At 30.9% G+C, this 24,295-nt stretch carries 21 protein-coding genes and 1 tRNA gene; 9 read left to right on the top strand and 13 right to left on the bottom strand.

Features of this window, described 5'->3' with window-relative positions; translation table 11 throughout:
* Positions 1–11: 11 nt before the first annotated feature.
* Together LN42_RS09750 and LN42_RS09745 are read left to right on the top strand one after the other, a co-directional pair.
* Entirely contained in the window at positions 12–1,745 is a 1,734-nt protein-coding gene (locus LN42_RS09750; RefSeq protein WP_014297345.1) for an NADH-dependent [FeFe] hydrogenase, group A6, read from the top strand.
* Between the two features lie 56 nt (positions 1,746–1,801).
* Positions 1,802–2,227 (top strand): hypothetical protein, encoded by a 426-nt coding sequence (locus LN42_RS09745; protein WP_014297344.1) that lies wholly within the window; start codon positions 1,802–1,804, stop codon positions 2,225–2,227.
* A gap of 34 nt (positions 2,228–2,261) precedes the next feature.
* Here the strand turns inward: LN42_RS09745 and LN42_RS09740 are convergent, their stop codons facing one another.
* The 3 genes from LN42_RS09740 to dnaB all read right to left on the bottom strand — a co-directional run bounded on the left by LN42_RS09740 (position 2,262) and on the right by dnaB (position 6,609).
* Positions 2,262–2,771 (bottom strand): ferritin, encoded by a 510-nt coding sequence (locus LN42_RS09740; protein WP_014297343.1) that lies wholly within the window; start codon positions 2,769–2,771, stop codon positions 2,262–2,264.
* Positions 2,772–2,992: 221 nt separating this feature from the next.
* Positions 2,993–5,197 carry a ribonuclease R gene (gene rnr / locus LN42_RS09735; RefSeq protein WP_075780745.1) on the bottom strand — a complete coding sequence of 735 codons (2,205 nt, stop codon included), beginning with the start codon at positions 5,195–5,197 and terminating at the stop codon, positions 2,993–2,995.
* Between the two features lie 11 nt (positions 5,198–5,208).
* The gene (dnaB, locus tag LN42_RS09730; protein ID WP_014297341.1) at positions 5,209–6,609 is read right to left on the bottom strand and encodes a replicative DNA helicase; all 1,401 of its coding nucleotides are present in this window, start codon (positions 6,607–6,609) and stop codon (positions 5,209–5,211) included.
* Between the two features lie 75 nt (positions 6,610–6,684).
* Between dnaB and LN42_RS09725 the strand changes: the two genes are divergently transcribed.
* Entirely contained in the window at positions 6,685–6,879 is a 195-nt protein-coding gene (locus LN42_RS09725; RefSeq protein ID WP_014297340.1) for a hypothetical protein, read from the top strand.
* 92 nt (positions 6,880–6,971) lie between these two features.
* On the top strand, positions 6,972–7,445 hold the full coding sequence (locus LN42_RS09720; RefSeq protein ID WP_014297339.1) for a QueT transporter family protein: 474 nt from the start codon (positions 6,972–6,974) through the stop codon (positions 7,443–7,445).
* A gap of 78 nt (positions 7,446–7,523) precedes the next feature.
* On the opposite strand, the gene LN42_RS09715 is transcribed toward LN42_RS09720, so the two are convergent.
* The 5 genes from LN42_RS09715 to LN42_RS09695 all read right to left on the bottom strand — a co-directional run bounded on the left by LN42_RS09715 (position 7,524) and on the right by LN42_RS09695 (position 12,258).
* On the bottom strand, positions 7,524–8,258 hold the full coding sequence (locus tag LN42_RS09715) for an ABC transporter ATP-binding protein (RefSeq protein ID WP_014297338.1): 735 nt from the start codon (positions 8,256–8,258) through the stop codon (positions 7,524–7,526).
* On the bottom strand, positions 8,242–9,087 hold the full coding sequence (locus tag LN42_RS09710) for an ABC transporter ATP-binding protein (protein ID WP_014297337.1): 846 nt from the start codon (positions 9,085–9,087) through the stop codon (positions 8,242–8,244). Before LN42_RS09710 ends, LN42_RS09715 begins: the two co-directional genes overlap by 17 nt.
* Positions 9,084–10,175, bottom strand: coding sequence for a branched-chain amino acid ABC transporter permease (locus LN42_RS09705; protein WP_014297336.1), 1,092 nt, complete (start codon positions 10,173–10,175; stop codon positions 9,084–9,086). The genes LN42_RS09710 and LN42_RS09705 overlap by 4 nt, the downstream gene beginning before the upstream one ends.
* A gap of 4 nt (positions 10,176–10,179) precedes the next feature.
* Positions 10,180–11,088 carry a branched-chain amino acid ABC transporter permease gene (locus tag LN42_RS09700; protein ID WP_014297335.1) on the bottom strand — a complete coding sequence of 303 codons (909 nt, stop codon included), beginning with the start codon at positions 11,086–11,088 and terminating at the stop codon, positions 10,180–10,182.
* A 63-nt stretch (positions 11,089–11,151) separates the two neighbouring features.
* The gene (locus LN42_RS09695) at positions 11,152–12,258 is read right to left on the bottom strand and encodes an ABC transporter substrate-binding protein (RefSeq protein WP_075780744.1); all 1,107 of its coding nucleotides are present in this window, start codon (positions 12,256–12,258) and stop codon (positions 11,152–11,154) included.
* A gap of 319 nt (positions 12,259–12,577) precedes the next feature.
* Here LN42_RS09695 and LN42_RS09690 point away from each other — a divergent pair, with 319 nt between their 5' ends.
* From LN42_RS09690 to LN42_RS09675, 4 genes are all read left to right on the top strand, one after another.
* On the top strand, positions 12,578–14,380 hold the full coding sequence (locus LN42_RS09690) for a TIGR03960 family B12-binding radical SAM protein (protein ID WP_014297333.1): 1,803 nt from the start codon (positions 12,578–12,580) through the stop codon (positions 14,378–14,380).
* On the top strand, positions 14,377–15,141 hold the full coding sequence (locus LN42_RS09685; protein ID WP_014297332.1) for an inositol monophosphatase family protein: 765 nt from the start codon (positions 14,377–14,379) through the stop codon (positions 15,139–15,141). Before LN42_RS09690 ends, LN42_RS09685 begins: the two co-directional genes overlap by 4 nt.
* Positions 15,138–16,211 carry a glucose-1-phosphate thymidylyltransferase gene (locus LN42_RS09680; protein WP_014297331.1) on the top strand — a complete coding sequence of 358 codons (1,074 nt, stop codon included), beginning with the start codon at positions 15,138–15,140 and terminating at the stop codon, positions 16,209–16,211. The genes LN42_RS09685 and LN42_RS09680 overlap by 4 nt, the downstream gene beginning before the upstream one ends.
* 738 nt (positions 16,212–16,949) lie before the next feature.
* Complete coding sequence (locus tag LN42_RS09675; RefSeq protein WP_014297330.1) at positions 16,950–18,302, top strand: glutamine synthetase family protein; 1,353 nt, start codon at positions 16,950–16,952, stop codon at positions 18,300–18,302.
* A 30-nt stretch (positions 18,303–18,332) separates the two neighbouring features.
* Here LN42_RS09675 and LN42_RS09670 read toward each other — a convergent pair whose 3' ends face one another.
* The 3 genes from LN42_RS09670 to lgt are packed head-to-tail and all read right to left on the bottom strand — an operon-like array spanning position 18,333 to position 20,343.
* Positions 18,333–19,094 carry a TatD family hydrolase gene (locus LN42_RS09670; protein ID WP_014297329.1) on the bottom strand — a complete coding sequence of 254 codons (762 nt, stop codon included), beginning with the start codon at positions 19,092–19,094 and terminating at the stop codon, positions 18,333–18,335.
* Between the two features lie 3 nt (positions 19,095–19,097).
* Positions 19,098–19,457 (bottom strand): cupin domain-containing protein, encoded by a 360-nt coding sequence (locus LN42_RS09665; RefSeq protein WP_014297328.1) that lies wholly within the window; start codon positions 19,455–19,457, stop codon positions 19,098–19,100.
* A gap of 1 nt (position 19,458) precedes the next feature.
* Complete coding sequence (gene lgt, locus LN42_RS09660) at positions 19,459–20,343, bottom strand: prolipoprotein diacylglyceryl transferase (protein WP_075780743.1); 885 nt, start codon at positions 20,341–20,343, stop codon at positions 19,459–19,461.
* 50 nt (positions 20,344–20,393) lie between these two features.
* On the opposite strand from lgt, the gene LN42_RS09655 reads away from it, so the two are divergent.
* Positions 20,394–20,469, top strand: a tRNA-Gly gene (locus tag LN42_RS09655).
* A 16-nt stretch (positions 20,470–20,485) separates the two neighbouring features.
* Here the strand turns inward: LN42_RS09655 and LN42_RS09650 are convergent.
* A complete protein-coding gene (locus LN42_RS09650) occupies positions 20,486–21,778 on the bottom strand; it encodes a hypothetical protein (protein ID WP_014297326.1) in 1,293 nt (430 codons plus the stop codon).
* Positions 21,754–24,294: a hypothetical protein gene (locus LN42_RS09645; RefSeq protein WP_014297325.1), complete on the bottom strand. Its 2,541-nt coding sequence runs from the start codon at positions 24,292–24,294 to the stop codon at positions 21,754–21,756. Before LN42_RS09645 ends, LN42_RS09650 begins: the two co-directional genes overlap by 25 nt.
* Position 24,295 lies beyond the last annotated feature (1 nt).

Raw genomic sequence — 24,295 nt, 5'->3', positions numbered from 1 at the left:
GAGGATGCAATATGCCAAAAATTACTATAAATTGTAAAGAGGTTGAAGTTCCTGAAAATTATACAGTTTTAGATGCTATTAATTCAATAGGTGCATATGTTCCAACATTATGTTATATGAAACTTGAAGATATAGGAATTGAAAATAAACCTGCCTCATGTAGGGTTTGTATGGTTGAAGTAGAAGGAAGAAGAAACCTTGCTCCAGCATGTGCTACTCCAGTTTTTGATGGAATGGTTGTTAAAACACATTCAAGAAGAGCTATTCAGGCAAGAAGAACTGCTGTTCAACTTTTATTATCAGATCATCCTCAGGATTGTTTAAAATGTCCTAAAAATGGTGACTGTGAATTACAGAGCCTTGCTCACGAATTAAATATTGTTTCAAATCCTTTTATGGGTAAGATGTCAACTCACAGAATTGACGAATCAGCTGCTATTATAAGAGATCCAAATAAATGTATTATGTGTAGAAGATGTGAAACTGTATGTAATGAATTCCAGACAGTTGGTGTATTATCAGCAGTTAATAGAGGATTTGATGCTGTTGTGAAACCAACTTTTGACTGGAATTTGGAAAATACCGCATGTACTTTCTGTGGTCAATGTGTTGCAGTATGTCCAACAGGAGCTCTTGTTGAAAAATCATATATTGATCAGGTCTGGGATGTAATTGAGGATCCAACAAAACATGTTGTAGTTCAAACAGCTCCTGCAGTAAGGGTTGCTCTTGGTGAAGAATTTGGTTATGAACCTGGAACAATTTCAACAGGGAAACTTGTTTCTGCATTAAAGGTTTTAGGTTTTGATAAAGTATTTGATACTAATTTTAGTGCTGATTTAACTATAATGGAAGAAGCTTCTGAATTTAAAGAAAGACTTGAAAATGGTGGATATATGCCTATGCTTACAAGTTGTTGTCCAGGCTGGGTTAAATTCTTAGAACATCAGTTCCCTGATTTATTAGAAATGCCATCAAGTGCTAAATCACCTCAGCAAATGTTTGGTGCAATAGCAAAAACATATTATGCACAAAAAGCAGGAATTGATCCAAAGGATATAGTTGTAGTTTCAGTTATGCCATGTCTTGCTAAAAAATATGAAGCAAACAGGGAAGAAATGAGAGATTCAGGTTATAAAGATGTTGATTATGTAATTACTACAAGAGAATTGGCAGATATGATCAGAGAATCAGGTATTAACTTCCAGAATTTACCCGAAGGTGAATACGATAATCCATTAGGCGAGTCAACAGGTGCTGCTGATATATTCGGTAGAACAGGTGGTGTTGCAGAAGCTGCATTAAGAACTGCTTATGAATGGATTACAGGAGAAGAATTAAAAGATGTTGATTTTGAAGCTTTAAGAGGTTATGAAGGAGTAAGAATTGCTGAAGTTGATATTAAAGGTCAAAAAATCAGAATTGGTGTTGCTCATGGTTTAGGTAATGTTAGAAAATTGTTAGAAGATATCAGAGAAGGTAAAGTTGAGGTACATCTTATTGAAGTAATGGCATGTCCTGGCGGATGTGTTGGTGGTGGAGGACAACCTTATCATCACGGAGACTTTAATATCATCAAAAAGAGAATGGAAGCTATTAATAAAATCGATAAAAGCAAACCTATTAGAAAATCACATGAAAATCCATCTATTAAAAAATTATACGATGAATTCCTTGAAAAACCTCTCAGTGAAAAATCACATAAATTATTACATACAAGATATTTTGAAAGAGAATGGTTATGATATAATAAAAGCGGGGATTTCTACCCCGCTTTTTATAAATATTAAGGAGGGATTGGATGTATACTTATAGTCTTATTGTTATTGCAGACTCTGAAGAAGATGCTATTAAAAAAGCTTCTAAATACGCTGGAAGATATGGTGATCATAATGTATCTTCATGTATTTCATATGCAAGTGAAAGCAAATTATTTGAAGATACCGTCCAGGAATTAATTTCTTTATATAAAGGTTTATACAATGCATCTGAAAATATGATTAAGCGTTTTGAAGGAAAGGTCCCTGAAGATGATTTTATTTTTAATACTTTAAAGGAAAATCTTGAAAGATATGAAAGAGGGAGTTATGCTTATCCCGAAGAATGGAAGCTTGTCTTTCATGATGGTAGAGATTTTGAACATATAGACGATTATTCTTTTTTTGAAAATATAAAAAATAATACAAATCATGAAAATTTATATCTTTTAATAATTGATATACCATAATATATAAATAAAAGGGGGATATCCCCCTTTTATTTTATTCTGCGGCAGGTTCATTAAATGTTCTTCCTGCTAATTCTCTATCAAGCATAAATAATCCATTTGGACTATCTTTAATCATTTTTAATTTAGCTATTATTTCTTCATCATTTGCTTCTTCTTCAACCTGTTCATCAATATACCATTGTAAGAAATTAAATGTAGCTCTATCTTTCTCTTTTTCTGCTAAATCAACTAACTCATTTATACATTTTGTTATATGCTTTTCATGTTCCAATGTTTCCTCAAATGCATTTAATGGTGATTCCCAGTCCTTTTTAGGTTCTTTTATAGTATATAATTTTACTTCTCCACCTCTTGAAAGTAAATAATTATAAAACTTCATTGCATGAAACATTTCTTCTTCATACTGAACCTTCATCCAGTTTGCAAAACCTTTTAATCCTATTTTTTCAAAATATGCTGACATTGATAAATATAAATATGCAGAGAACATTTCTTCGTTAATTTGTTTATTTATAGCTTCTTCCATAACTTTTGAAATCATACTATCCCTCCCATTTAGTTTTGAATCCTAATTAATTATACCATGATAATAATATGTATTTATTATTAACCCCATATTTTTTGTTACAATTTTTCATTTTACCGTATAGAAGTGTTACTTTTTTGTATTTTTATGGTATAATATGTAATGAAAAAAATACCTAGGGGGGTATAGGGGCCGCCGCAACGGTAACGTCTGCCGTGCGGCTCTCTTTTTTATTATTACTTTTTATTTTTCTTCTTTTTTCTTTTTACTTTTATCTTTGCATTTGGATATTTCCCTTTTAATTCTTTTTCCATTTCTTCATCTGTTTTATCAACTATTTCAAAATCTATTTCCGCTGTTAATTTATTTGCATTTTTTACCCTTACCTTTATTTTATCTCCTAATTTATAAACTTTCTTTTTTCTATCTCCAACAAGAACATTTAATTTTTCATTATAAACATAATAATCATCCATAGAGGATACATGAACAAGACCCTGTATAAATTTATCCGGTATTTCCACAAACAAACCAAATTTGGTTACATTAGTTATGTATACTTCAAAGATTTCATTCATATGGTCTAAAATATACTCTACCTTTTTCATATCCGCAAGATCCCATTCCGCTTCATTTGCTACTCTTTCTCTTTTTGAACTGTGAGAAGCTATTTCAGGAAGCTTTTCTGTATATTTCTCTATATCTTTTTTTGAAAGCGTTCCTTTTCCTTTTAGATATTTTTTCAATAATCTATGTACAATCAAATCAGGATATCTTCTTATTGGTGATGTAAAATGCGTATAATTTTCAGATGCAAGACCAAAGTGTCCTACATTTAAATCTGAATATACTGCTCTTTTTAAAGAGCGAACCAATAATTTCTGTATACTTTTTTTCAATGGATGATCTTTAAGATGTTCCAATAAATCCTGTAATAATTTTGGATGTATATTCTTTGGAAATCTGTATCTCAAACCTATAATTTCAAGATAATTTTTTAGTTGTAAAAGCATATCCGGATCAGGTTCTTCGTGAATTCTATATATAAACGGCAATCCCTGCGAATCAAATATAGAGGCTATAGTTTCATTAGCTTTAATCATAAATTCTTCAATTATTACTTCTGAAATGCCTCTTTCAATAGGAATTATATCCTTTACGTTGCCATTTTCATCAAATATAAATTTTACTTCTCCACCTTCAATATCAAGAATAGCTCCTCTTCTTCTCCTGTTTTCCCTGATTATCTCCATTAATTCTTTCATCATTTCTAATTGTGGTCTCAACCAGCCTATTTCCTTTTCAAGTTCCTCATCTGCTTCATTTGATAATAGTTTATTTACTTTGCTATATGTAAGCCTTTTTTTACTCCTGATAACTCCGTTATATACATTAAAATCTACAACATCACCATTTTCATCTATTTCCATAAGCAATGACATGGTGAGTCTATCTTCATTTTCAACAAGAGAACATATCCAATCTGAAAGCTCATGAGGCAACATTGGAATTACAGTATCTATTAAATAAACACTTGTTCCTCTTTTAAATGCTTCTTTGTCAAGGTTGGAATTTTCCTTTACATAATGAGAAACATCAGCAATATGAACACCTAATAAATAATTTCCATTATCTAATTTCTTTATTTGAACTGCATCATCAAAGTCTTTTGCAGTATCTCCATCTATTGTAAAGATAATTTCATCTCTAAAATCTTTTCTACCTTTTAAATCCTTATCCTGTACTGTATTTGGTATCTTTAAAGCTTCATTCATTACATTTTTTGGAAATACTCCAGGCTCAGGAAGCTCATGTTTTATAATAACTATTGGTAAATCTACTTTTGGATCATTTGTGTCACCTATTATTTTTGTTATCTTTACCTCAGGATTTTTACCACCATATTTTATTATTTCAGCTTCTACAACCTGTCCTGGTTTAGCATCATTAAAGTTTTCAGGAGCTACATAAAAATCTGTGTTTATTTTTTGATCTATAGGAATAATAAAACCAAATAATTTTTTCTTTTCAAATATTCCTACAACCTTTTTCATTCCTCTTTTTAATACTCTTACAACTTTTCCTTTTGGCAAGTCTCGCCATGTTCCAATTATTTCTACCAACACTGTATCTTTATGCATTGCATCTTTAGCATTTTCAAGAGTTATGGCTATTTCTTCTCCACCTTTTATGGTTACAAATGCCATACTTCCTCTTCTTGTAAATTCTATAATTCCTATTTTCATATTTTTTCCTGGTAAACAATATTTGTTTTTAGAATTTTTGTAGATTTCTCCGTTATCCATCATTTCTTTTAACGCATCTCTTACCTTTTTTCTTTCTTCCTTTGTTTTAGCCTTTAATTTATTATATATTTCTTTTTGTAGTAATGGCTTTTTTTCAATTAACTGTATAACTTTTTTTTGTATATTTTTTACCATTTTCTTTCCTCCTAATACGGTTCGTTATGTAAATTATCTTTTTCATAAAATAATGTTATTTTTGGATCGAACATTAATTTTATTGTCCCAACTGGACCATTTCTCTGTTTTCCTATAATTAACTCTGATTCATGTGGGTGATTTAATATAAGATTTTCTCCATTATCATCCTGATTCTCTTTTTTATTATCCTTCTTTCTTTTATAATATGCATCTCTGTATAAAAACATTACCATATCGGCATCCTGCTCTATAGCCCCTGATTCCCTTAAATCACTTAAACGCGGTCTTTTATCTTCTCTCTGCTCTACTGCTCTTGAAAGCTGAGAAAGAGCAACTATAACTACATTTAATTCTCTTGCCAGCAATTTCAATGAACGTGAAATTTCCGAAATTTCCTGTTGCCTGCTTTCACCACTTCTTGATTTAGATGACATCAATTGAAGATAATCTATAAAGATTGCTTCTATTCCATATTCTCTTTTCATTCTTCTTGCTTTTGCTCTTAATGTTCTTGGATCAAGCCCCGGCTCATCATCAACCACTATTTTTGATTGGGATAATTTATGTGCGGCATTAACCAATTTATTCCAATCTTCATTGTTTAACATACCTGTTCTAACTTTTTGTAAATCCACATGTGCTTCAGCACATAATATTCTTTGCACAAGCTGTTCTTTTGACATTTCAAGGTTAAACATTGCTATTGGGATTTTATATTTTATTGCAAGATTACTTGCCACATTTAATGCAAATGTTGTTTTACCCATTGATGGACGAGCTGCGATAATGATTAAATCAGATTTATGAAATCCCGAGGTAAGGCGATCTAAAGAAATGAACCCTGTAGGTAGACCTGTAACGAGAGCATTTGGTTCAACTGAAGCACGTTTTTTTAATTCATCAAGTTTTTCAAAAACATCGTGAATTATGTTCGGAACTGAATCATATGTTCTCGTTGCTCGTGATTCCGCTATTTCAAATATCTTTTTTTCTGCAAAATCAAGAATTTCTTCCGCTTCACCAATTGTTTTTGTTGCTTCAACTATTTCTGAACTTGCAGTTATAAGGCTTCTTAATAATGACTTATCCTTTACGATTTTTGCATAATATAAAGCATTTGCAGGTGTTGGAACAACTTCAGCCAGATAAATAAGTTTATCTTCTCCACCTGCTCTTTCAAGCAAATTTGCATTTCTTAAACTTTCCATAACAGAAATTGCATCAACAGGCAATCCTCTATCAAATAAATCCTCTATAATTTTAAATATAATTTGATGTTGTTGATTATAAAAATCATGTGAACGTATTTCTTCCAGAATATCCGGTAATATTTGCGGGTCAAGAAAAATACTACCTAAAAGCGCCTCTTCTGCTTCCTGACTATGGGGTGGAGTTAATTCTTTATTCAATGTTAATACCTCCTTTTACAACTCATGATATAATTATAATACTTAATTGTAAAATTTACAAGGAGGAATAAGTGAATGATTGCCAATATATTATTCTACGCTGGTGTAATTTTAATAATTAACTCTATGTATTTATTTAATAGTTCTGCTAAGGAATTAAGAAAAGGTTACTTAAAAAAAGAATCTGTTATACAAAAAAATGATAAACACGCTTTCATCTCACTTGTCATAGCTATTGTATTGTTTATAATTGTTGCTATTTTCTTTTAAAAGAAATATTTTTTTAAAAATAATATGTTAAAATTCTTTGCTATTCATGGCGGTCGCGGCACCCGCCTTAACAAAACAAGGAGGTGTTTTCTTTGAAAACTAAAAACATGGTATTGGCAGGTGTAGTTGCGGCATTATATGTCGCATTAACTGTGGTATTACAACCTATTAGTTACGGCCCTATGCAGGTAAGGATTTCAGAAGCTTTAACCGTTTTACCTTTTTTAAATCCTATTTTTATTCCTGCATTGTATATTGGAGCTATGTTAGCTAATATTTTTGGTGGATTTGGCGCAATTGATATCTTTCTTGGCAGCGCTTTGACTTTAGTAGCCGCATATTTAACCTATAAAATGCCAAATAAATATCTTGCACCATTACCACCTGTAATTGTTAATGCATTTGGTGTTTCTGCTTATGTTGCTCCTCTTGCACATGTTCCATATTGGTCAACTGTATTATGGATCGGTATTGGAGAAGCAATAGCATGTTATGCACTTGGATTACCTCTTTTAATTCTCTTAGAAAAAAGAGGAATATTAAACTTTAATAAAGCTACAGAATAATGCACAAAGGCTCCCGTAAGGGGAGCCTTTGATTTTTAAGCATTATGAGGTGCAACTATGACGGCGTATCAATAGTTGTCAGGCCATTCCAAGATAGGCTTTTTGTACACTTTCATCCTTCAATAATAAATCTGAATCATTTTCAAGTATAATATTTCCTGTTTCAAGCACATACCCATAATGGGATACTCTTAATGCCTGAGCAGCATTTTGCTCAATTAATAAGATAGTTCCTCCATTTTCATTTATAACCTTTATAATATCAAACACTTCAGAAACAAGTACAGGTGCTAATCCTAACGATGGTTCATCCATCATTATAATTTCAGGTTTACTCATAATTGCTCTACTAATAGCAAGCATTTGCTGTTCTCCACCTGATAATGTTCCTCCTAATTGTTTTAAACGTTCCTTTAATCGCGGGAATAAATTATATACCCATTCTAAATCTCTTTCTATACCTTCTTTATCTTTTCTATTATATGCACCCATCATAAGATTTTCATATACTGTTAAATTAGGGAATATTCTACGTCCTTCTGGAACAAGGGCTATACCCATTCTTGTAATTTCATGAGAACTTTTTCCTGCAATATTATTTCCCTTATAGAGTATTTCACCGCTTTTTGGTTTTACAAGCCCGGCAATAGCTGAAAGAGTTGATGTTTTTCCAGCACCATTGGCACCAATAAGGGTTATAATCTTCCCTTTTGGAACCTTTATGTTAATTCCTTTTACAGCATGTATAGCTCCATAATATATGTTTAAATCTTTAATTTCAAGTACTATTTCATTATTATTCTGCTTTTGCATTCTTCCACTCCTCTCCAAGGTATGCCTCAATAACCCTTGGATTCTTTTGAATCTCTTCAGGCTTACCTTCAGCAATTATTGCACCATAATCGAGAACAAGTATTCTTTCACACACTCCCATAACAACCTTCATATCGTGTTCTATTAAAAGTATGGAAAGATTAAACTCATCTCTTATTTTTCTAATAAAATGCATTAATTCTTCAGATTCCTGTGGATTCATACCTGCTGCTGGTTCATCCAATAACAATACTTTTGGATGCGTTGCCAGAGCACGTGCAATTTCTAATTTTCTCTGTAACCCATAAGGTAATGCTGATGCTTTTTCCTCTGCAAGATGTAATAATCCCACCTTTTCTAATAATAACAATCCTTCTTTTATCATTTCTTTTTCTTTACTTAAATATCCAATTTTTGTAAGAGCCTTTATAAACCACATTGGCGAACTACCCTTTGGCTTTTTACCATGCTTTTTCATTATTTTATCCACATCGCTATTTGAAAGCATATGATGTTGAGCAACTATAACATTTTCCAAAACTGTCATATCCTGAAATAATCTGATGTTCTGAAATGTCCTGGCAATTCCAAGATGCGTAATTTCATGTGGTCTAAATGGCGTAATATCAATACCATCAAAAATTACCTTGCCTTTTGTAGGGATATAGATACCTGTAATAACATTAAATGCTGTTGTCTTACCTGCACCATTAGGTCCTATTAAACCTAATAATTCTCCTTCATATAATTGATTATGAAAATCATTAACTGCTATAAGCCCTCCAAATTGCATTGTTATGTGATTCATTTCAAGAATTTTTTTCATCATTCATCACCTTCTTTACCTAAATAAACCTCTGCTAAGGAAGGTTTTTTCACTTCTATTTTCAAGAATTTTAATATTCTCTCCCATGTAAGTTCGCTTCTTCCCATAATACCCTTCTGCCAGAATATCATCAGGAAGATAAATATTGCAGAAATAACAAGCATTCTCATTCCTGGAATACCTGGAACATGCATACCAAAAATATCAAATGGTTCTTCTAAAGCTCTTAAATATTCAAACATAAGAGCAAATACTCCTGCACCTATAACAGAACCTGTAATACTTCCTAAACCTCCAAGAACAACCATTATTAATACATAGAATGTCAATAACGGACCAAATGTTGTAATCCTTGGATCAATTGTTGTAAGCCAATGAGCATATAATGCTCCTGAAATACCTGCAAAGAATGCACCAAAAACAAAGGCCAATAACTCATGTTTAAATACATTTATACCCATTGATTCTGCAGCTATTGAGTCTTCTCTTATAGCAATTAAAGCCCTTCCATATGAACTCTTAACAAGACTGATAATAGCGATTAATGTAACCAATAACCAACCCCATGCCCAATATACATTTGTGTAATTAGGAAGTCCTTTTAATCCAAGAGGACCATTGGTAACGCTAATCATATTATTTGCTGCAACCCTTGCTATTTCAGCAAAACCCAAACTTGCAATTGCAAGGTAATCTCCTGATAATTTCAAAGTAGGCCATCCAATTAGAAATGCAAATACAGCCGCAATTACTCCTCCAGCAATTGTTGCTACCAAAAATCCTGAATGAAGATTCAATAACCATGGCTGAATTGGCATAATTATATAAGACATTTCCTTTTGCATTGGTTCAAGGGTTAATAATGCTGATGTATAAGCACCTAATAACACAAATCCAGCATGTCCCAATGAGAATATACCTGTAATACCATTTATTAAATTCAAACTAACTGCCATTATTGCATAAATAGGTATTAAAGTAATAATTCTTAATGTGTAATCATCAAAGCTATTATTGGCATAAGATAAAAAAAGCGTAAATATAACAATAGCTATTATATTTAATATCCAGTTTAATTTTTTCATACTCATGCTATCACACCTTTACCACAGATTTTTTACCCAATAATCCATCGGGTTTTATTAAAAGAATGATAATAAGGATAATAAAAGCAAAGGCGTCCCTGTAACCTGCTGCAGATGGCATTAATGCAACAAGGAATATTTCCATAATTCCTAATAAAAATCCACCAACAACAGCACCAGGAATAGAACCTATTCCACCAAGAACAGCTGCAATAAATGCTTTAAGACCGGGCATAAATCCCATATATGGAAATACGTTAGGATATCTCATAGCCCACATAATACCTCCGGCTGCTGCCATTGCTGAACCCAATGCAAATGTAAAACCTATTACCATATCTACATTAATACCCATTAATGATGTTGTAGGTATATCTGAGGAAATTGCCCTCATAGCCATACCAATTTTTGTTTTATATACTATCCAGAAAAGGATTAAGAACAATACAGCTGTTATTATGAAAACCATAAAGGTTAAAACTGGTATTCTTGCCCCTCCAATTGTAAATGTTTTATTTAATATCCATTTGTTATTTTCATTAAAAACTGCTGTAAATGATTTTGGAACTGCACCAAAAACAACAACAGCTATACTTTCTAAAAAGAAACTCATACCAATTGCTGTGATTAACGCGGAAATTCTAGGAGCGTTTCTCAAAGGTTTATATGCAATTCTATCTATAAGGAAACCAAGAAATGCAGCTCCTAAAACACCAATAATTACGGAGAGCCATAGGGGAGAACCTACCAATGATGCATAAAACGCAAAATAAACACCCATCATCATAATATCACCATGGGCAAAATTTATAAGTCTTAAAATCCCATAGACCATTGTATATCCAACGGCTAATAATGCATATAATCCTCCAAACATTAAGCCATTAAATAAATTTTGAAGAAAAATTGAACCACTCACAAAAACACCTCCATTTCAATCAATAAAAAACCCCGGAGTGACCGGGGAATTGAAAACATCAAATTATTTTTCAGCTGGATTTACTGTAGTTACATATGTAAATTTGCCATTTTTAACCATATCAACTACAACTGATTTTTCTGCATCACCATTTTTGTTAATAGTAATCATACCTGTTGCACCAGGGAAGTTTTTAACTTCTCTAATTGCTTTAGCAATAGCTTTTGGATCTGCTTTCCCGGCCATCTCAATAGCTTTTCTCATAACTAAGTATGCATCAAATCCCAAAGCATGCATAGCACCTGGTTTTGTTCCGAATTTTTCTATAAACTTTTCAACAAATACCTTTGTCATTTCTGTTGCTGCACCATCTGGATGGAAATGTGTTGTGTAATATAATCCTTCTACTGCATCTCCACCGATTTTTATTAATTCTTCTGCTTCTGCACCGTCACCAGCAAGTATTGGACCATTGTATCCTAACATTCTTGCCTGTCTTGCAAATAATGAAATTTCCGGATAATATCCTGTGATATATAATACATCTGGATTTTTATTTAATGCATCTGTTAATTGTGCACTAAATTCCTGGTCACCTGTTTTAAAGTATTCAATGAAAAAATCTCCACCAAGTTCTTCAAATTTCTTTTTGAAGAAATTAGCCAAACCAACACTGTAATCCTGTTCAACATCAATAAATACTGCTGCTTTCTTTGCTTTTAAATTATCAAATGCGAATATTGCTGCTGCAGCACCTTGATATGGGTCGATAAAACATACACGTGAAACATATTTTTTACCTGTTGTAACTAATGGATTTGTTGATGAAGAAGTTAACATAGGAATATGTTTTCTTTCGGCAACTGCACCACCTGCTAATGAATGAGCACTTGCAACTTCACCAATAATTGCTACAACCTTGTCTTTGTCAATTACCCTACTTACAGCATTTGCAGCTTCTGTTTTTTCGGATCTGTTATCAACAAGTACTAAATCAATTTTCTGACCCAATACTTCTGGATACATTTCATGTGCTAATTCAATTCCCTGCCAGCTCATTTCACCAAATGCTGCAATACCACCGGTCATTGGTAAAACAACACCAATTTTAATGTTTGCAAATACAACGAGACTTAAAACTAAAACCATCGTCAATAAAAACTTCTTCATAGAATCCCTCCCTTAATATTACAAATGTAAAATCTTGGTTATATTTTACCACACTTTAATATAACTGTCAAGTATGAAAAAAATTTCATTTATTTTATTAACAATCAAAATATTTTATTAACATAGCGAACCTTTTTATCCAAAAAAAACACATAATATTCTTTATATATATGTTTTATGTATATACAAACTTCAAAGGAAATCTATTTATTCTAAACAAAGCAGCAAAAAAGTAATATAAAAAATAAAAAGAATTTCATAAACTTTAAAAGATTTATGATATACTTAGTTTTTGAATAGATTAGAGGGAGGATTTATTTTGAATATACAGAAATGGTTATTTTCAAGCGGTGTATTACATAGAGTAAGAAAACCTGCAAGATATATTGGCGGAGAATATAATATTATAAAAAAAGATTTAAATAATAAAATAAGAATAGGTCTTATGTTTCCAGACCTATATGAAGTTGGTATGTCTCACACAGGGTTTCAAATATTATTAAATGAATTTAATTCTTTTGAGAATGTGTATGCTGAAAGGATTTTTTTACCCTGGAAAGATATGATTGAAGAGATGAAAAAACACAATATTCCTTTATATTCTCTTGAAACATTTACTCCTATAAAAGATTTTGATTTAATAGGAATTACCTTGCAATATGAGCTATCTTATACCAATCTATTACATTCGTTAAAACTTGGAAATATACCTGTCTGGTCAAAAGATAGATCCGAAAATGATCCTATAATTATTGCCGGAGGACCGAGCGCTTCAAATCCTGAACCATTAAGGGATTTTATTGATGTTTTTTTTAATGGTGATGGCGAAGAGGTTTCTGAAGATATTATAAAAATAATTTCAAGTGATGTTTCAAGAGAAGAAAAACTTAAAAAATTTCACGAAACGGAAGGATTTTATGTGCCAAAATTTTATCCTGTTGAAGAAAATAATTATGGTTTTTATATTCCAAAATTTAAAGATAGAGTTAAAGTAAGAAAGGTTAGAGATTTAAATACGGTGAAATTTCCGGTTAATCAAATAGTCCCAAAGATTAAAACTATTCACAACAGGGCTATAATAGAGGTTATGCGTGGTTGCGATAGAGGCTGTAGATTCTGTCACGCGGGTTTTTATTATAGACCTGTAAGAGAAAGGACAGCCAAGAGCATAATTGATTTATCCTACAAAACACTTGAAAGTACCGGTTATAATGAAATTTCACTATTATCTTTGAGTACTCTGGATTATAGTGATTTAGAAAGTGTTCTTGATGAATTAAATGATTTTTTAAAAGAAAACAGAATTTCAATTTCTTTACCTTCAAGCAGGGTTGATAGATTTGGTATAGAAATTGGAAGTAAGATTTCTGGAGCCCGAAAAACAGGGTTAACCTTTGCTCCCGAAGCTGGTTCACAGAGATTAAGAGATATAATAAACAAAAATTTAAGTGAAGAAGAAATTATTAATGTCGCTAAATTTGCCAAAGAAGCTGGCTGGAGAAGAATAAAACTATATTTTATGATAGGATTGCCAGGAGAAACCGATGAAGACGTAAAAGCTATTGTTGAATTAGCTCGAAAAATAAAAAAAGAGGCCAAATTAAAGGATATTACTGTTAATGTCTCGATTTTTATTCCAAAACCACATACTCCTTTTGAAAAAGAACGGTTTGTACAACCAAAAGAGGTTAAGGAAAAAATAAAAATATTAAATGAAGTAAGGAAATTCGCAAGATTAAACATCCATGACCCTTACGAAAGTTTAATTGAAGCATTGTTATCTCGTGGAGATAGTAAAATTGGAAAGGTTATTTATGATGCAGCCTTTGAAGAAGGTGCCATTTTCGATGAATGGGAAGAAGAATTCGATTTTAGAAAATGGGCAAGAGCTATAAACAAAAATAATATAAACACATCTCTTTATTTAGATGAAATAAATACAGATGAATTGCCATGGAAAATCGTGGACATTTTAATAACCGAAGAATTTTTAAAATTTGAAGAAAAAAAAGCTGAAGAAGCAAAAACTACTGAAGACTGCAGATGGGATAAATGTTCTTTATGTGGTGTGTGTATAAAGACTGGATTAAATAATATATTAATGAAGCAGGTGAAAAGATGAAAGAGTTTGAATATTTAAAGGATCTTGTCTTTAATGCTGGAAGAAAGCTTTTGGAATGGCGTGAAGAAGAGTTTTCTGTTAATACTAAATCTTCGAAATTTGATCTGGTAACTTCTCTTGATTTTAGAGTTCAGGATTTCTTATATAATGAATTAACTAAAAAATTTCCTGAAATAGGATTTTTGGCTGAAGAAGATGGTTTTGACAAAAAACCTTCAACTAAAGGATACTGGGTTATTGACCCAATAGATGGAACTGTTAATTTTGCAAAAGGAATTCCAAATTTCTGCATTTCCGCTGCATATGTTGAAGATGATGAACCATTATATGGTGTTATATATGCACCTGTTATGAATCAATTAATATATGCTGAAAAAGGAAAAGGAGTATATGAAAATGGCAAAAAGGTAATTCCTCATTGGAATAAAGATATTGAAAGTTCTATGATATCTTTAGGAAATTTACGTGGTCATACATATAAATTTTTCCGTGCTCTTGAAAACAATGTAATGAGAGTGAGACTGTTAGGTACTGCTGCTTTACAAATTGCATATGTGGGAACTGGAAATCTTGATGCATTTATTTCTGTAAAAGGAAATTCATGGGACGTTGCTGCAGGATATATTATTGTAAAAGAAGCTGGAGGAATAATTACAGATTATTCCGGAAACAAAGCTACAATCTTTAATAAAAAAGCTATTTATTCTAATCCATATATACATGAAAGATTATTAAAAATTATACAGGGGGTGCAAATATGAAGGCGTTGATATTGTGTGCTGGTAAAGGTACAAGGTTAAGACCTTTAACATTTACAAATGCAAAACCATTAATTCCTATTGCAAACAAACCAACTATTGTATATAGTCTTGAAATGATTAAGGAAGCTGGTATTACAGAAGTTGGTATTGTTGTAAACCCAGATAATAAAAAGGATTTTGAAGCCACTTTAGGAACTGGAGAACAACTTGGTTTAAACATAACATATATCGTTCAGGAAGAACCTAAAGGATTGGCTCATGCTGTTGCTATCTCAGAAGATTTCTTAAAAGATGATGAATTTTTAATGTATTTAGGTGATAATCTGGTAACTGTAGATTTGAAAAAGTTTGTTGAAGAATTTAATAATGAAAATATGGATTCATTTATTCTTTTAACTCCTGTAGAAGATCCTTCAAGATTTGGTATTGCTGTTTTAAAAGATAATAAGGTTATAAAGGTTGTTGAAAAACCAAAGGATCCTCCATCGGATTTAGCAATTATCGGTGTATATATATTTAAACCTGTTGTTTTTGAAGCTATTAAAAATATTAAACCATCATGGAGAGGCGAATTGGAAATTACAGATGCTATTCAATGGCTACTTGATAATGAAAAAAATGTAGGGGCACATATTATATATGGCTGGTGGAAGGATACAGGAAAACCAGAAGATTTGATTGAAGCCAATAGAAAAATATTAGAACAGTTAAAAGATAGCAGAAATGAAGGTATTGTTTATGAAAACTCTTCAATTCACGGTAATGTGGTAATTGGAAAGGGTGCAAGAATTTTAAATAGCGTTCTTAGAGGTCCAATAATTATAGGAGATAATGTGCTTATTTCAGATTCATATATAGGTCCTTATACAAGTATAGGAACAGGAGTTACAATTGAAAATGCTGAAATAGAAAATTCTATAATACTTGATAATGCAACAATTGCACATCTTGAAACAAGATTGGATTCAAGTATAATTGGAGCAAATGCAACAGTGGTTCACAGCGATAGAAAACCAAAAACTATAAGACTTGTTGTTGGTGATTATTCAAAAATAGAAATACCAAGATAAATATATTCAATTCCCGGCTTTATTGCCGGGAATTTTTATTTCTTGAAAATTATAATAATTGAGAAAAATATAAGTTCATGATTTGATTTCGTTGTAGATTAAAAAAAATAAAAGTTCTTTAAAAATATCATTCTAGAAAACTTCCTGTTTTTTTGTCCCTCTTCATTCGCAGTTTTTTTCGGGCAATCTTCGAGCATTCGTTCATCTTTTTATTCAGTTTTCTTTTATGTTTTACTTATATAATAAAATATAATAAGAAATAAGAAAATAGAAATAATAATATGAGCGAAAACTTGAAAATTCCCGAAAAAATTCGAAGTGGAGCCGGACAAAATCACACGGATGTGATTTTGAGTGAAGACGAACATGGACGTGAGTCTGCAACGGCCGGCGGGAACGAGAATTTTTGAGGATTAGAATTTTCTACCGTTTGAGCGATTATTATTATTTCTATTTTTAAAAAAAGCTTTTGAGGATTAGTGCTCAAATCGTATGAATGAACTTTTATTTTTTTCAAACTATTCTATAATCCACTCGCGAGAAATTTCTATAAAGGCATATATATTCTCAACTACGTAATACCTTCTAAATAAGTAAAAATTAAAAATCGAATAAAAATAGCGTGTAATATTTTATAAATAGCTTTAATAGCCTTGAGTAACTGTTTTAATGATTATGTTTTTTATTAAAGAAGTGATATAGTACACATGGTGAAAATATATTATTGGAGGTGCAGCTATGATTAACTTTTTTAAAGTGGATAAAATTCCTGAAGAGTATGATTTTTTAGATATTATGGTTGTTGATATTTTCGGAAGATTAAAGCACGTTACTCTTCCAAAGAGTTATGTTTCAGAAAAGACTTTTAAAGAAGGTATCGGTTTTGATGCTTCTAACTTCGGTTTTGCCAAGGTTACTGATTCAGATATGGTGGCTATTCCTGATTTATCAAAAATCTTTGTCGAAGAAAATGAAGGAATGAAAATTGTTCATGTTTTATCAGATGTAATCAGTCCTTCAACCGGTAAATTTTTTGCACAATATCCAAGAAGCATTGCTAAAGAAACTTTAAAATATATAAAAGAAAGCGGCATTGCAGATGATGCAAAAATGCTTGTTGAATTGGAATTTCATATATTTGACGGTATAACCTTTAAAACTGGCGAAACAGAATCATATTACTTCCTTGAAAATGATGAAGGACTCGGTTATGAAGACAATCAGCCAAAAACTTATGGTTCATCATATCATTTAAATGAACCTTATGATATTCATTTCACTTTAAGAAATGAAATTGTTAAATCACTTGAAAATGCTGGTATTCCTGTAAAATACCACCATCACGAAGTTGGTATTGCACAACATGAAATTGAATTGAATTTCATGAGTCTCGTTGATGCTGCAGATAACGTTACTTTGGCAAAATATATAATAAGAAAAATAGCTGAAAGATACGGATTATATGTAACCTTTATGCCAAAACCTATGTTTAATATGGCAGGAAATGGTATGCACGTTCATCAATACCTTGAAAAAGATGGAAAGAGTTTGTTTGTTGGTGATGAATTGTATAATTTAAGCGAATTGGCTTTAAATTATACTGCCGGTATTTTAAATCACAGTTTAACAGGTTCGTTGTTATCCTGGTCAAATCCTTCAACTAATTCATACAAAAGACTTGTTCCAGGTTTTGAAGCACCTATTTCAGCTTCATTTTCAAAAGGTAGCAGAAGCGCAGCTGTAAGAATTCCTGGATATTTAAGCAAGGCTGATACAAGAATTGAATTTAGAACTGGCGATGGCTCAGCAAATGTTTATTTCTTCCTTTCTGCAATGGTTTTAGCAGGTATTTCTGGCATAGAAAAGAAGCTTGATCCCGTAGAATTAGGCTTCCATTCTAAAGGAGAAAATGAAAAGGTATTCCCTCTTGATTTAAGATTGGTAATGAAAGGTCTTAAAGATGACAAAGATTATTTAAAAACATTCCCTGAAGAATTAATTAATAAATGGTATGACACTAAAATGAAAGAAGCAAATCTTATTTATTCAATTCCTGTTTCAAAAGAATTTGAAATGTATTTTGAACTTTAATAATAAAATAAGGCTGGCTTAAAGCCAGCCTTATTTTATTGAAAATGCTTTTTTAGCATTGTTTAATAGTATTTCCGATGTTTCATCAATTGATATTTCCTTTATTTCTGCTATTTTTTCAATAACGTATTTTACATATAACGGATTGTTTCTTTTGCCTCTATATGGAACAGGGGTTAAAAATGGGGAATCTGTTTCCGGTAATATCATTTCAATTGGCGTATTTTTTACAACTTCTACAAGCTTATGATTGTTTTTAAATGTAATTGGTCCATCTATTCCAATATAAAATCCCAGATCAAGGAATTTTCTTGCCGTTTTCCAATCTGAAGAGAAGCAATGAACTACACCTAATTTATCTGGAATCCCATTTTCAACTAATAGATTAAATGCATCTTCATATGCTTCCCTGATATGTAAAATAACAGGCAAGCCAATTTCTTTTGCAATTTCTAATTGATTTATAAAAGATTTATACTGATCTTTTTTTGTTGTGTATTCCCTATAATAGTCAAGACCTATTTCACCAATTGCAATAACCTTTTCATTTGATGCAAGAATTTTTATTGTGTCAAAATCTTTATTGCTTAAATTAGATGAATCATTTGGATGAATACCAACAGAGGCATATATTTTTTCATATGTATTTGCGAGCTCTACTGTATTAAATGAATTGTCTATATCTATTCCAACCTCTATAACAAATTCCATATTTTCATTATCAAATTTCTTTATTATTTCATTTCTTTCTTCTATTAAATTTAAATGACAATGTGTATCTACTAATCTCACTTATTATTCTCCTCCACTTTTTGGAATTACACAAATAAATTGACTTTCTCCATCATTTATATTTTTAAATTGATGTTCTACATTTGGTGGAACAAATACAAAATCTCCTTCTTCAGCGATAACTGTTTCTTCGCCATTGAATACCTCTAATTTTCCTTTTACCACAAAAACCTCATGTTCCCAATTGTGTGTATGTTTAGGTGTAAATCCACCTTTTTCTATTGTAAAAAGTCTCATTACAAAGTTAGGTGCACCCAATTTATTACCTATGAGCACTCTTTTGTGAGCACCTTTTACATTCACACCATCATCATATGTAATTGGCTCTACTTCCATAGCTTTTCCTACATAAGCCTTTTCCATTTTATCCCTCCTGTTTATCTTTTTTGGATAATATTATGTATAAAGATATTCCTATTATTATAAATAAAATACTTATTAATACTGCTACCTTCATATTTAAGAACATTAAAGAATCTGTTCTTAATAATTCTATTACTCCACGTCCTGCTGAGTATAATATCAAATACAATGATATTATTTCACCGTCAAACCTTTTTTTATTCCTTGCATAATAGAATAAGAATAAAAATATTAATAAATCCCATGTTGATTCATACAAAAAGGTCGGATGGAAGTATTCATAACTTTCATATCCTGGCATTCTAAATTGTGGCGGTATATACATCTTCCACGGAAGATTTGTGGGAGAACCATATGCTTCATAATTAAAAAAGTTTCCCCATCTTCCTATTGCCTGCCCAAGCGGGAGCACATGTGCCATTAAATCCAATCCCTGTAAGAAATTAAATGTTATATTCTTTTTTATTTTTGTATATAAATATACTGCTATTAACGCCCCCAGAATTCCACCATGAATTGCCATTCCACCATGCCACGTTTTAAATACTTCACTAAAAGGTAATTTCGAATAATAATCCCAATTAAATGTTACATAATATGCACGTGCTCCAATAATGGAAAATATAATCCCTATCATCACAGCATTTGAAAGGTCATCTTCTGAAATATTCCATTTTTTTGCAGTATCATTTGCAAGATAAAAACTTAAAAAAACACCTGTTGCAATTAATAAACCATACCATCTTATTTGTAACGAACCAAAATTCAATATAACCTGATTTAATAAGATTTTTCCTGAAAACACTCCGGGTAATAGAAATATTACAGCTAAAAGATATATTGAAATTGAAATTATAAATACTTTTTTAAATAATCTATCTTTCATAATTACCCCCTTGAAATCATCTTTTAAAAATGGTATAATTTGTATCGGTTGCGGGTGTAGCTCAGCTGGTAGAGCGTCAGCTTCCCAAGCTGAATGTCGCGGGTTCGAATCCCGTCGCCCGCTCCATTTTTTTATTTTTCTTCTATTCTATCATCAGTTCATCTCTATTTCTTTCCGCGAAAATTTCCTTGAATATTGTATGTAAGTCTCCTTTTGAATAAACTCCACCCTTGTTTGCAACTTCCTCATCCAGATTTTCTAAACTTTCTATTCCTTTTACATTTGAAGCTACTATTGCCCCACCTGGTTCTTTCATAATTTTATTATATTTCGCGACAACTTCCATATGTGGTTTTACAGTTTCTATTTCATCTAAGTTTTTTACTTTATCTTTTTCTATAACTTCATCAATTGTATTATCGCCCTCATCAGTATCAGTTTCATTTTCAGCTTCTGTATTTTCTTCTTCACCTGTTTCCTGATTTTTTTCTTCGATTAAATCCTCTATATCTATGTTCTTTTCCTCTACTTGCTCCTCTATATTTTCTTCTATATTTTCCTCTGTCATATTTTCTTCTTCTATATTTTCCTCAACATTTTGAGGCGGTTCGCTTTCTTCAAGCAGATTATCCACATCTAATTCTTCCAGATTTTCCTCTGTATTGTCCTGAATTTGTGGTGCAGGTGGTGGAGGTGGCGGTGGTGGTGCATTTTGCGGTTCAGCTTCTGGCAAAACTGATTCATTGGATATTTCTTCTTCATCAATATCCATTTTTTGTTTCATCTTTTCATATTCCTGCCATAATTCCTCTAATTCATCAACCTTTACTTCAAGTATTTCTTCTACAGGAATTACTTCTTCTTCAACTTCAACTTCTTCAATAGTTTCTTCTTCTTCTTTTTCAACCTTTGCACCTTTAGCACCTAATGAGTATTTTCTAAATACAAAGAAATATGATAAACCTACTAATAATAAAATAATTAAAAGTATAATGGCAGAGGCTATAATATAAGCAGTAATTGGAATTTTTATCTTTTCTTCTTCTGTTCCAGTTGCTTCTTCGGTGGTTATGTTTGCACTTTTAAAATGTAAATCTTCTTCTATATTACCTTCTCTTATACTTTTCAAAGCTAATTGAACTTTTTCATCATTGGGATAATATTTTAAATATTTTTCAGCTTCAGTATATTTTTTTAAATAGAATTTTGTCCATCCAAGCATATATCTAATATCGGGATATTTTATCTCTATTTCAGCTGTTAAACTTAAAGCTTCCTGAAAATATCTTTCTGCAGCTTTGTATTCGCCAGACTGAAAAGAGCTTTTCCCATTAAAATAATACACTTCAGCCTTTTCAAGAAGTGTCTGGGAAAAAATCACTATATTCAAAATTATAAAAATTAATAATATTAAAACTTTACTTTTGCTTTCCATAATTCAAATCCCCCGTCTTTTTTTATAAGAAGCAAAAACGTATCTTTTTCTATTCCTATTATATCTATAATTTCAAAATCTGTAATTGAATCATAAACACCTGGAAACACCTTGTTTTTTAAATCTATATATGTTGCAAAATTTCTATCAAATATCCATAATCTATTGTTATTTTCAAGTAACTTCATCTTGCCTACATCGCCATCTCCAACAAATTGAACTTTTGAGTTTTTAGTATCATATACCACCAATCTATAATCAGATGTAAGCAGGAAAATATAATATGATCTTGAATAATAATCAATTATATTACCTATAGGTTTTCTTGTTAAATCTTCTATACCAGCTCTGGTAACTACTGTAACCCATTTATCTTCTTTTCTTTTTAAGACCTTATTTCCTAAAATTATATAAAAGTCATTATTTATTACTTTTATAGAGTCAAAAGGGGTCTTTTCAGATATAAGTTCATTATTTTCATATACTTTTGCAAGACCATCCTGATAATCAACATATATATATTTCCTGATTTCCGGAAGGTAATAAACGTTATTATGGACTTCAAAATCTATATTTTTTATTTTCATAAATTCATTTGAACTGGCATCTATAGCATAAACCCCATCTATTGTAGTTACATATAAACGTTTTTTATATTCTATGCTTCCAAGTATTTTTTTATTTAATATATTCCTTCCATCAAGATCATATACCCCATTATCTGAAACCACAAAGGCATTATCTCCAAGCATATATATTTTTCCATAAGTTAATTTAGAAATATATAACAATTGTTCTTCTAAATCTATCATGTGAAGTTTCATATAGGAGCTGGATTTTACAAATATATTTGCCAGTGATTCTTTTTCTGTTTTTAATTCCATTTCTTTTTTCTTTTCTTCTAACTCTTTTTGTGATTCAACAAAATCATCGTCTTTTATTTGAGGGATTTTTACCGTTTTTATATCTTTTGACAATAATTTTTGAACAGTTTTTAAAACATTGTTGTCAGAATATAGTTTGTCATAGGATAAATCAAATGTAAACATCCTGGCGTTTTTTAATTCGGCACTTTTTAATGTAACAAGCCCATCTCCTATACCATCAATTAATTCTGGATAAAAATCTTTTAACTTTGAATTTTTTAAATAAGCATTTAAATCTGGTTTTGTTCCCATTATTACATAATAGTCAATATCTTTTCTTGTTTTCATATTATTTAATTTTCTTATAAACTTTGAATCCGGAAGCAAATCTTTATAATATGATGCATACATTTCGATTTTGGAGCTAATATTTAAAAATAATGAATTATAATCCTCTTTGTTTATACCATAAGAGAGCTCCATAACCTCAGGATTCTTCTTGTATATGATGTTGTAATATATAGGATTAACTATATTCATTCCTTTATTTGGTGGTGAAAATAAGGTTAAAGTTCTAACATTTTTTATTTCAGGATGTGTTTCTAATGCATATCTTACAATTAATGCTCCTATCCCCTGAGCAATAATATCAAATTGTTTATTCTGTTTTGCTTTTAATTCTGCGGCAAATCTTTCTGCTTCAAACTCTAAAAAACTATTACTTCCAGTTCTTATATAAAATCCAAAATATGAATCCATATAATTTTTTGGTTTGGATTCAAGAATTGGGTATTTATAATACCATATTGTTCTATTTGGGAAATACAAGCTCCATACATTTTCACCATAAAGGTTATTAATAGTTTGTGTGTTTGGAATATATCCAAGAAAATCATTGTCAACTCCAGGCACCAGCAAAAGATCAGGTTCCAATGATGGCGGTTTTTCTATTAATGTTTTTATACCATATGAAACCTCTTTTGGATTTGAATCTACATACAATCCAAATTTTGAAAAATGGAATACATTTGCCTGAACTATATATTGCCCAAGACTTTCGTCTTTAAATATTTCGCATCCTGGTAATTTTTTTATTATTGGCGGATCATCATTTGAGGCATACATAATCGCAAAATTATTAAAATTATCTCCATAATATAAATCCAATGGTATTCTATATTTTATTTTTATGGGTTTTAACGAAGATTCTTCTTTATTATCATCTGGTATTATTTCATATATTGGACCATAAAAATTACCAAAGGTTTTAAGATTCTGATATTCTGCAGAATTTTCCTTCAATGCCTTTATAGTAAAGGTTTTTCTATATTGAAATGCTCCAGGCGGAACATATAAAAAGAGATTGGATACAGATGCAGACTTAGCTTCATCTTCAACCTGTAATTTTTTTGTTCTAAATGTTGGAATTAAGATTAAAGAGATTATAAATATAATAAAAACCAAAAAACCTCCAAGCAACGTGATTTTCTTCTTTTTAGGTAGTTGCTTGAAGTTTTTTATATCTGCTATTAATTGTTTTATATTTATTTTTTTTATTATTCCAGTTATCTTGGAAAAATCTATTTTTTTCTTTTTTCCTTCCTTTTTTTCTTCCTTTTCTTCCTTTTTTTTCTTCTCTTTTTTGGCCATT

This window comes from Marinitoga sp. 1137 (genome assembly GCF_001941525.1).
GTDB classification, from domain to species: Bacteria; Thermotogota; Thermotogae; order Petrotogales; family Petrotogaceae; genus Marinitoga; species Marinitoga piezophila.
Note: the sequence above shows the minus strand (reverse complement) of the source record. Positions and strands in the feature narration are given on the sequence as shown.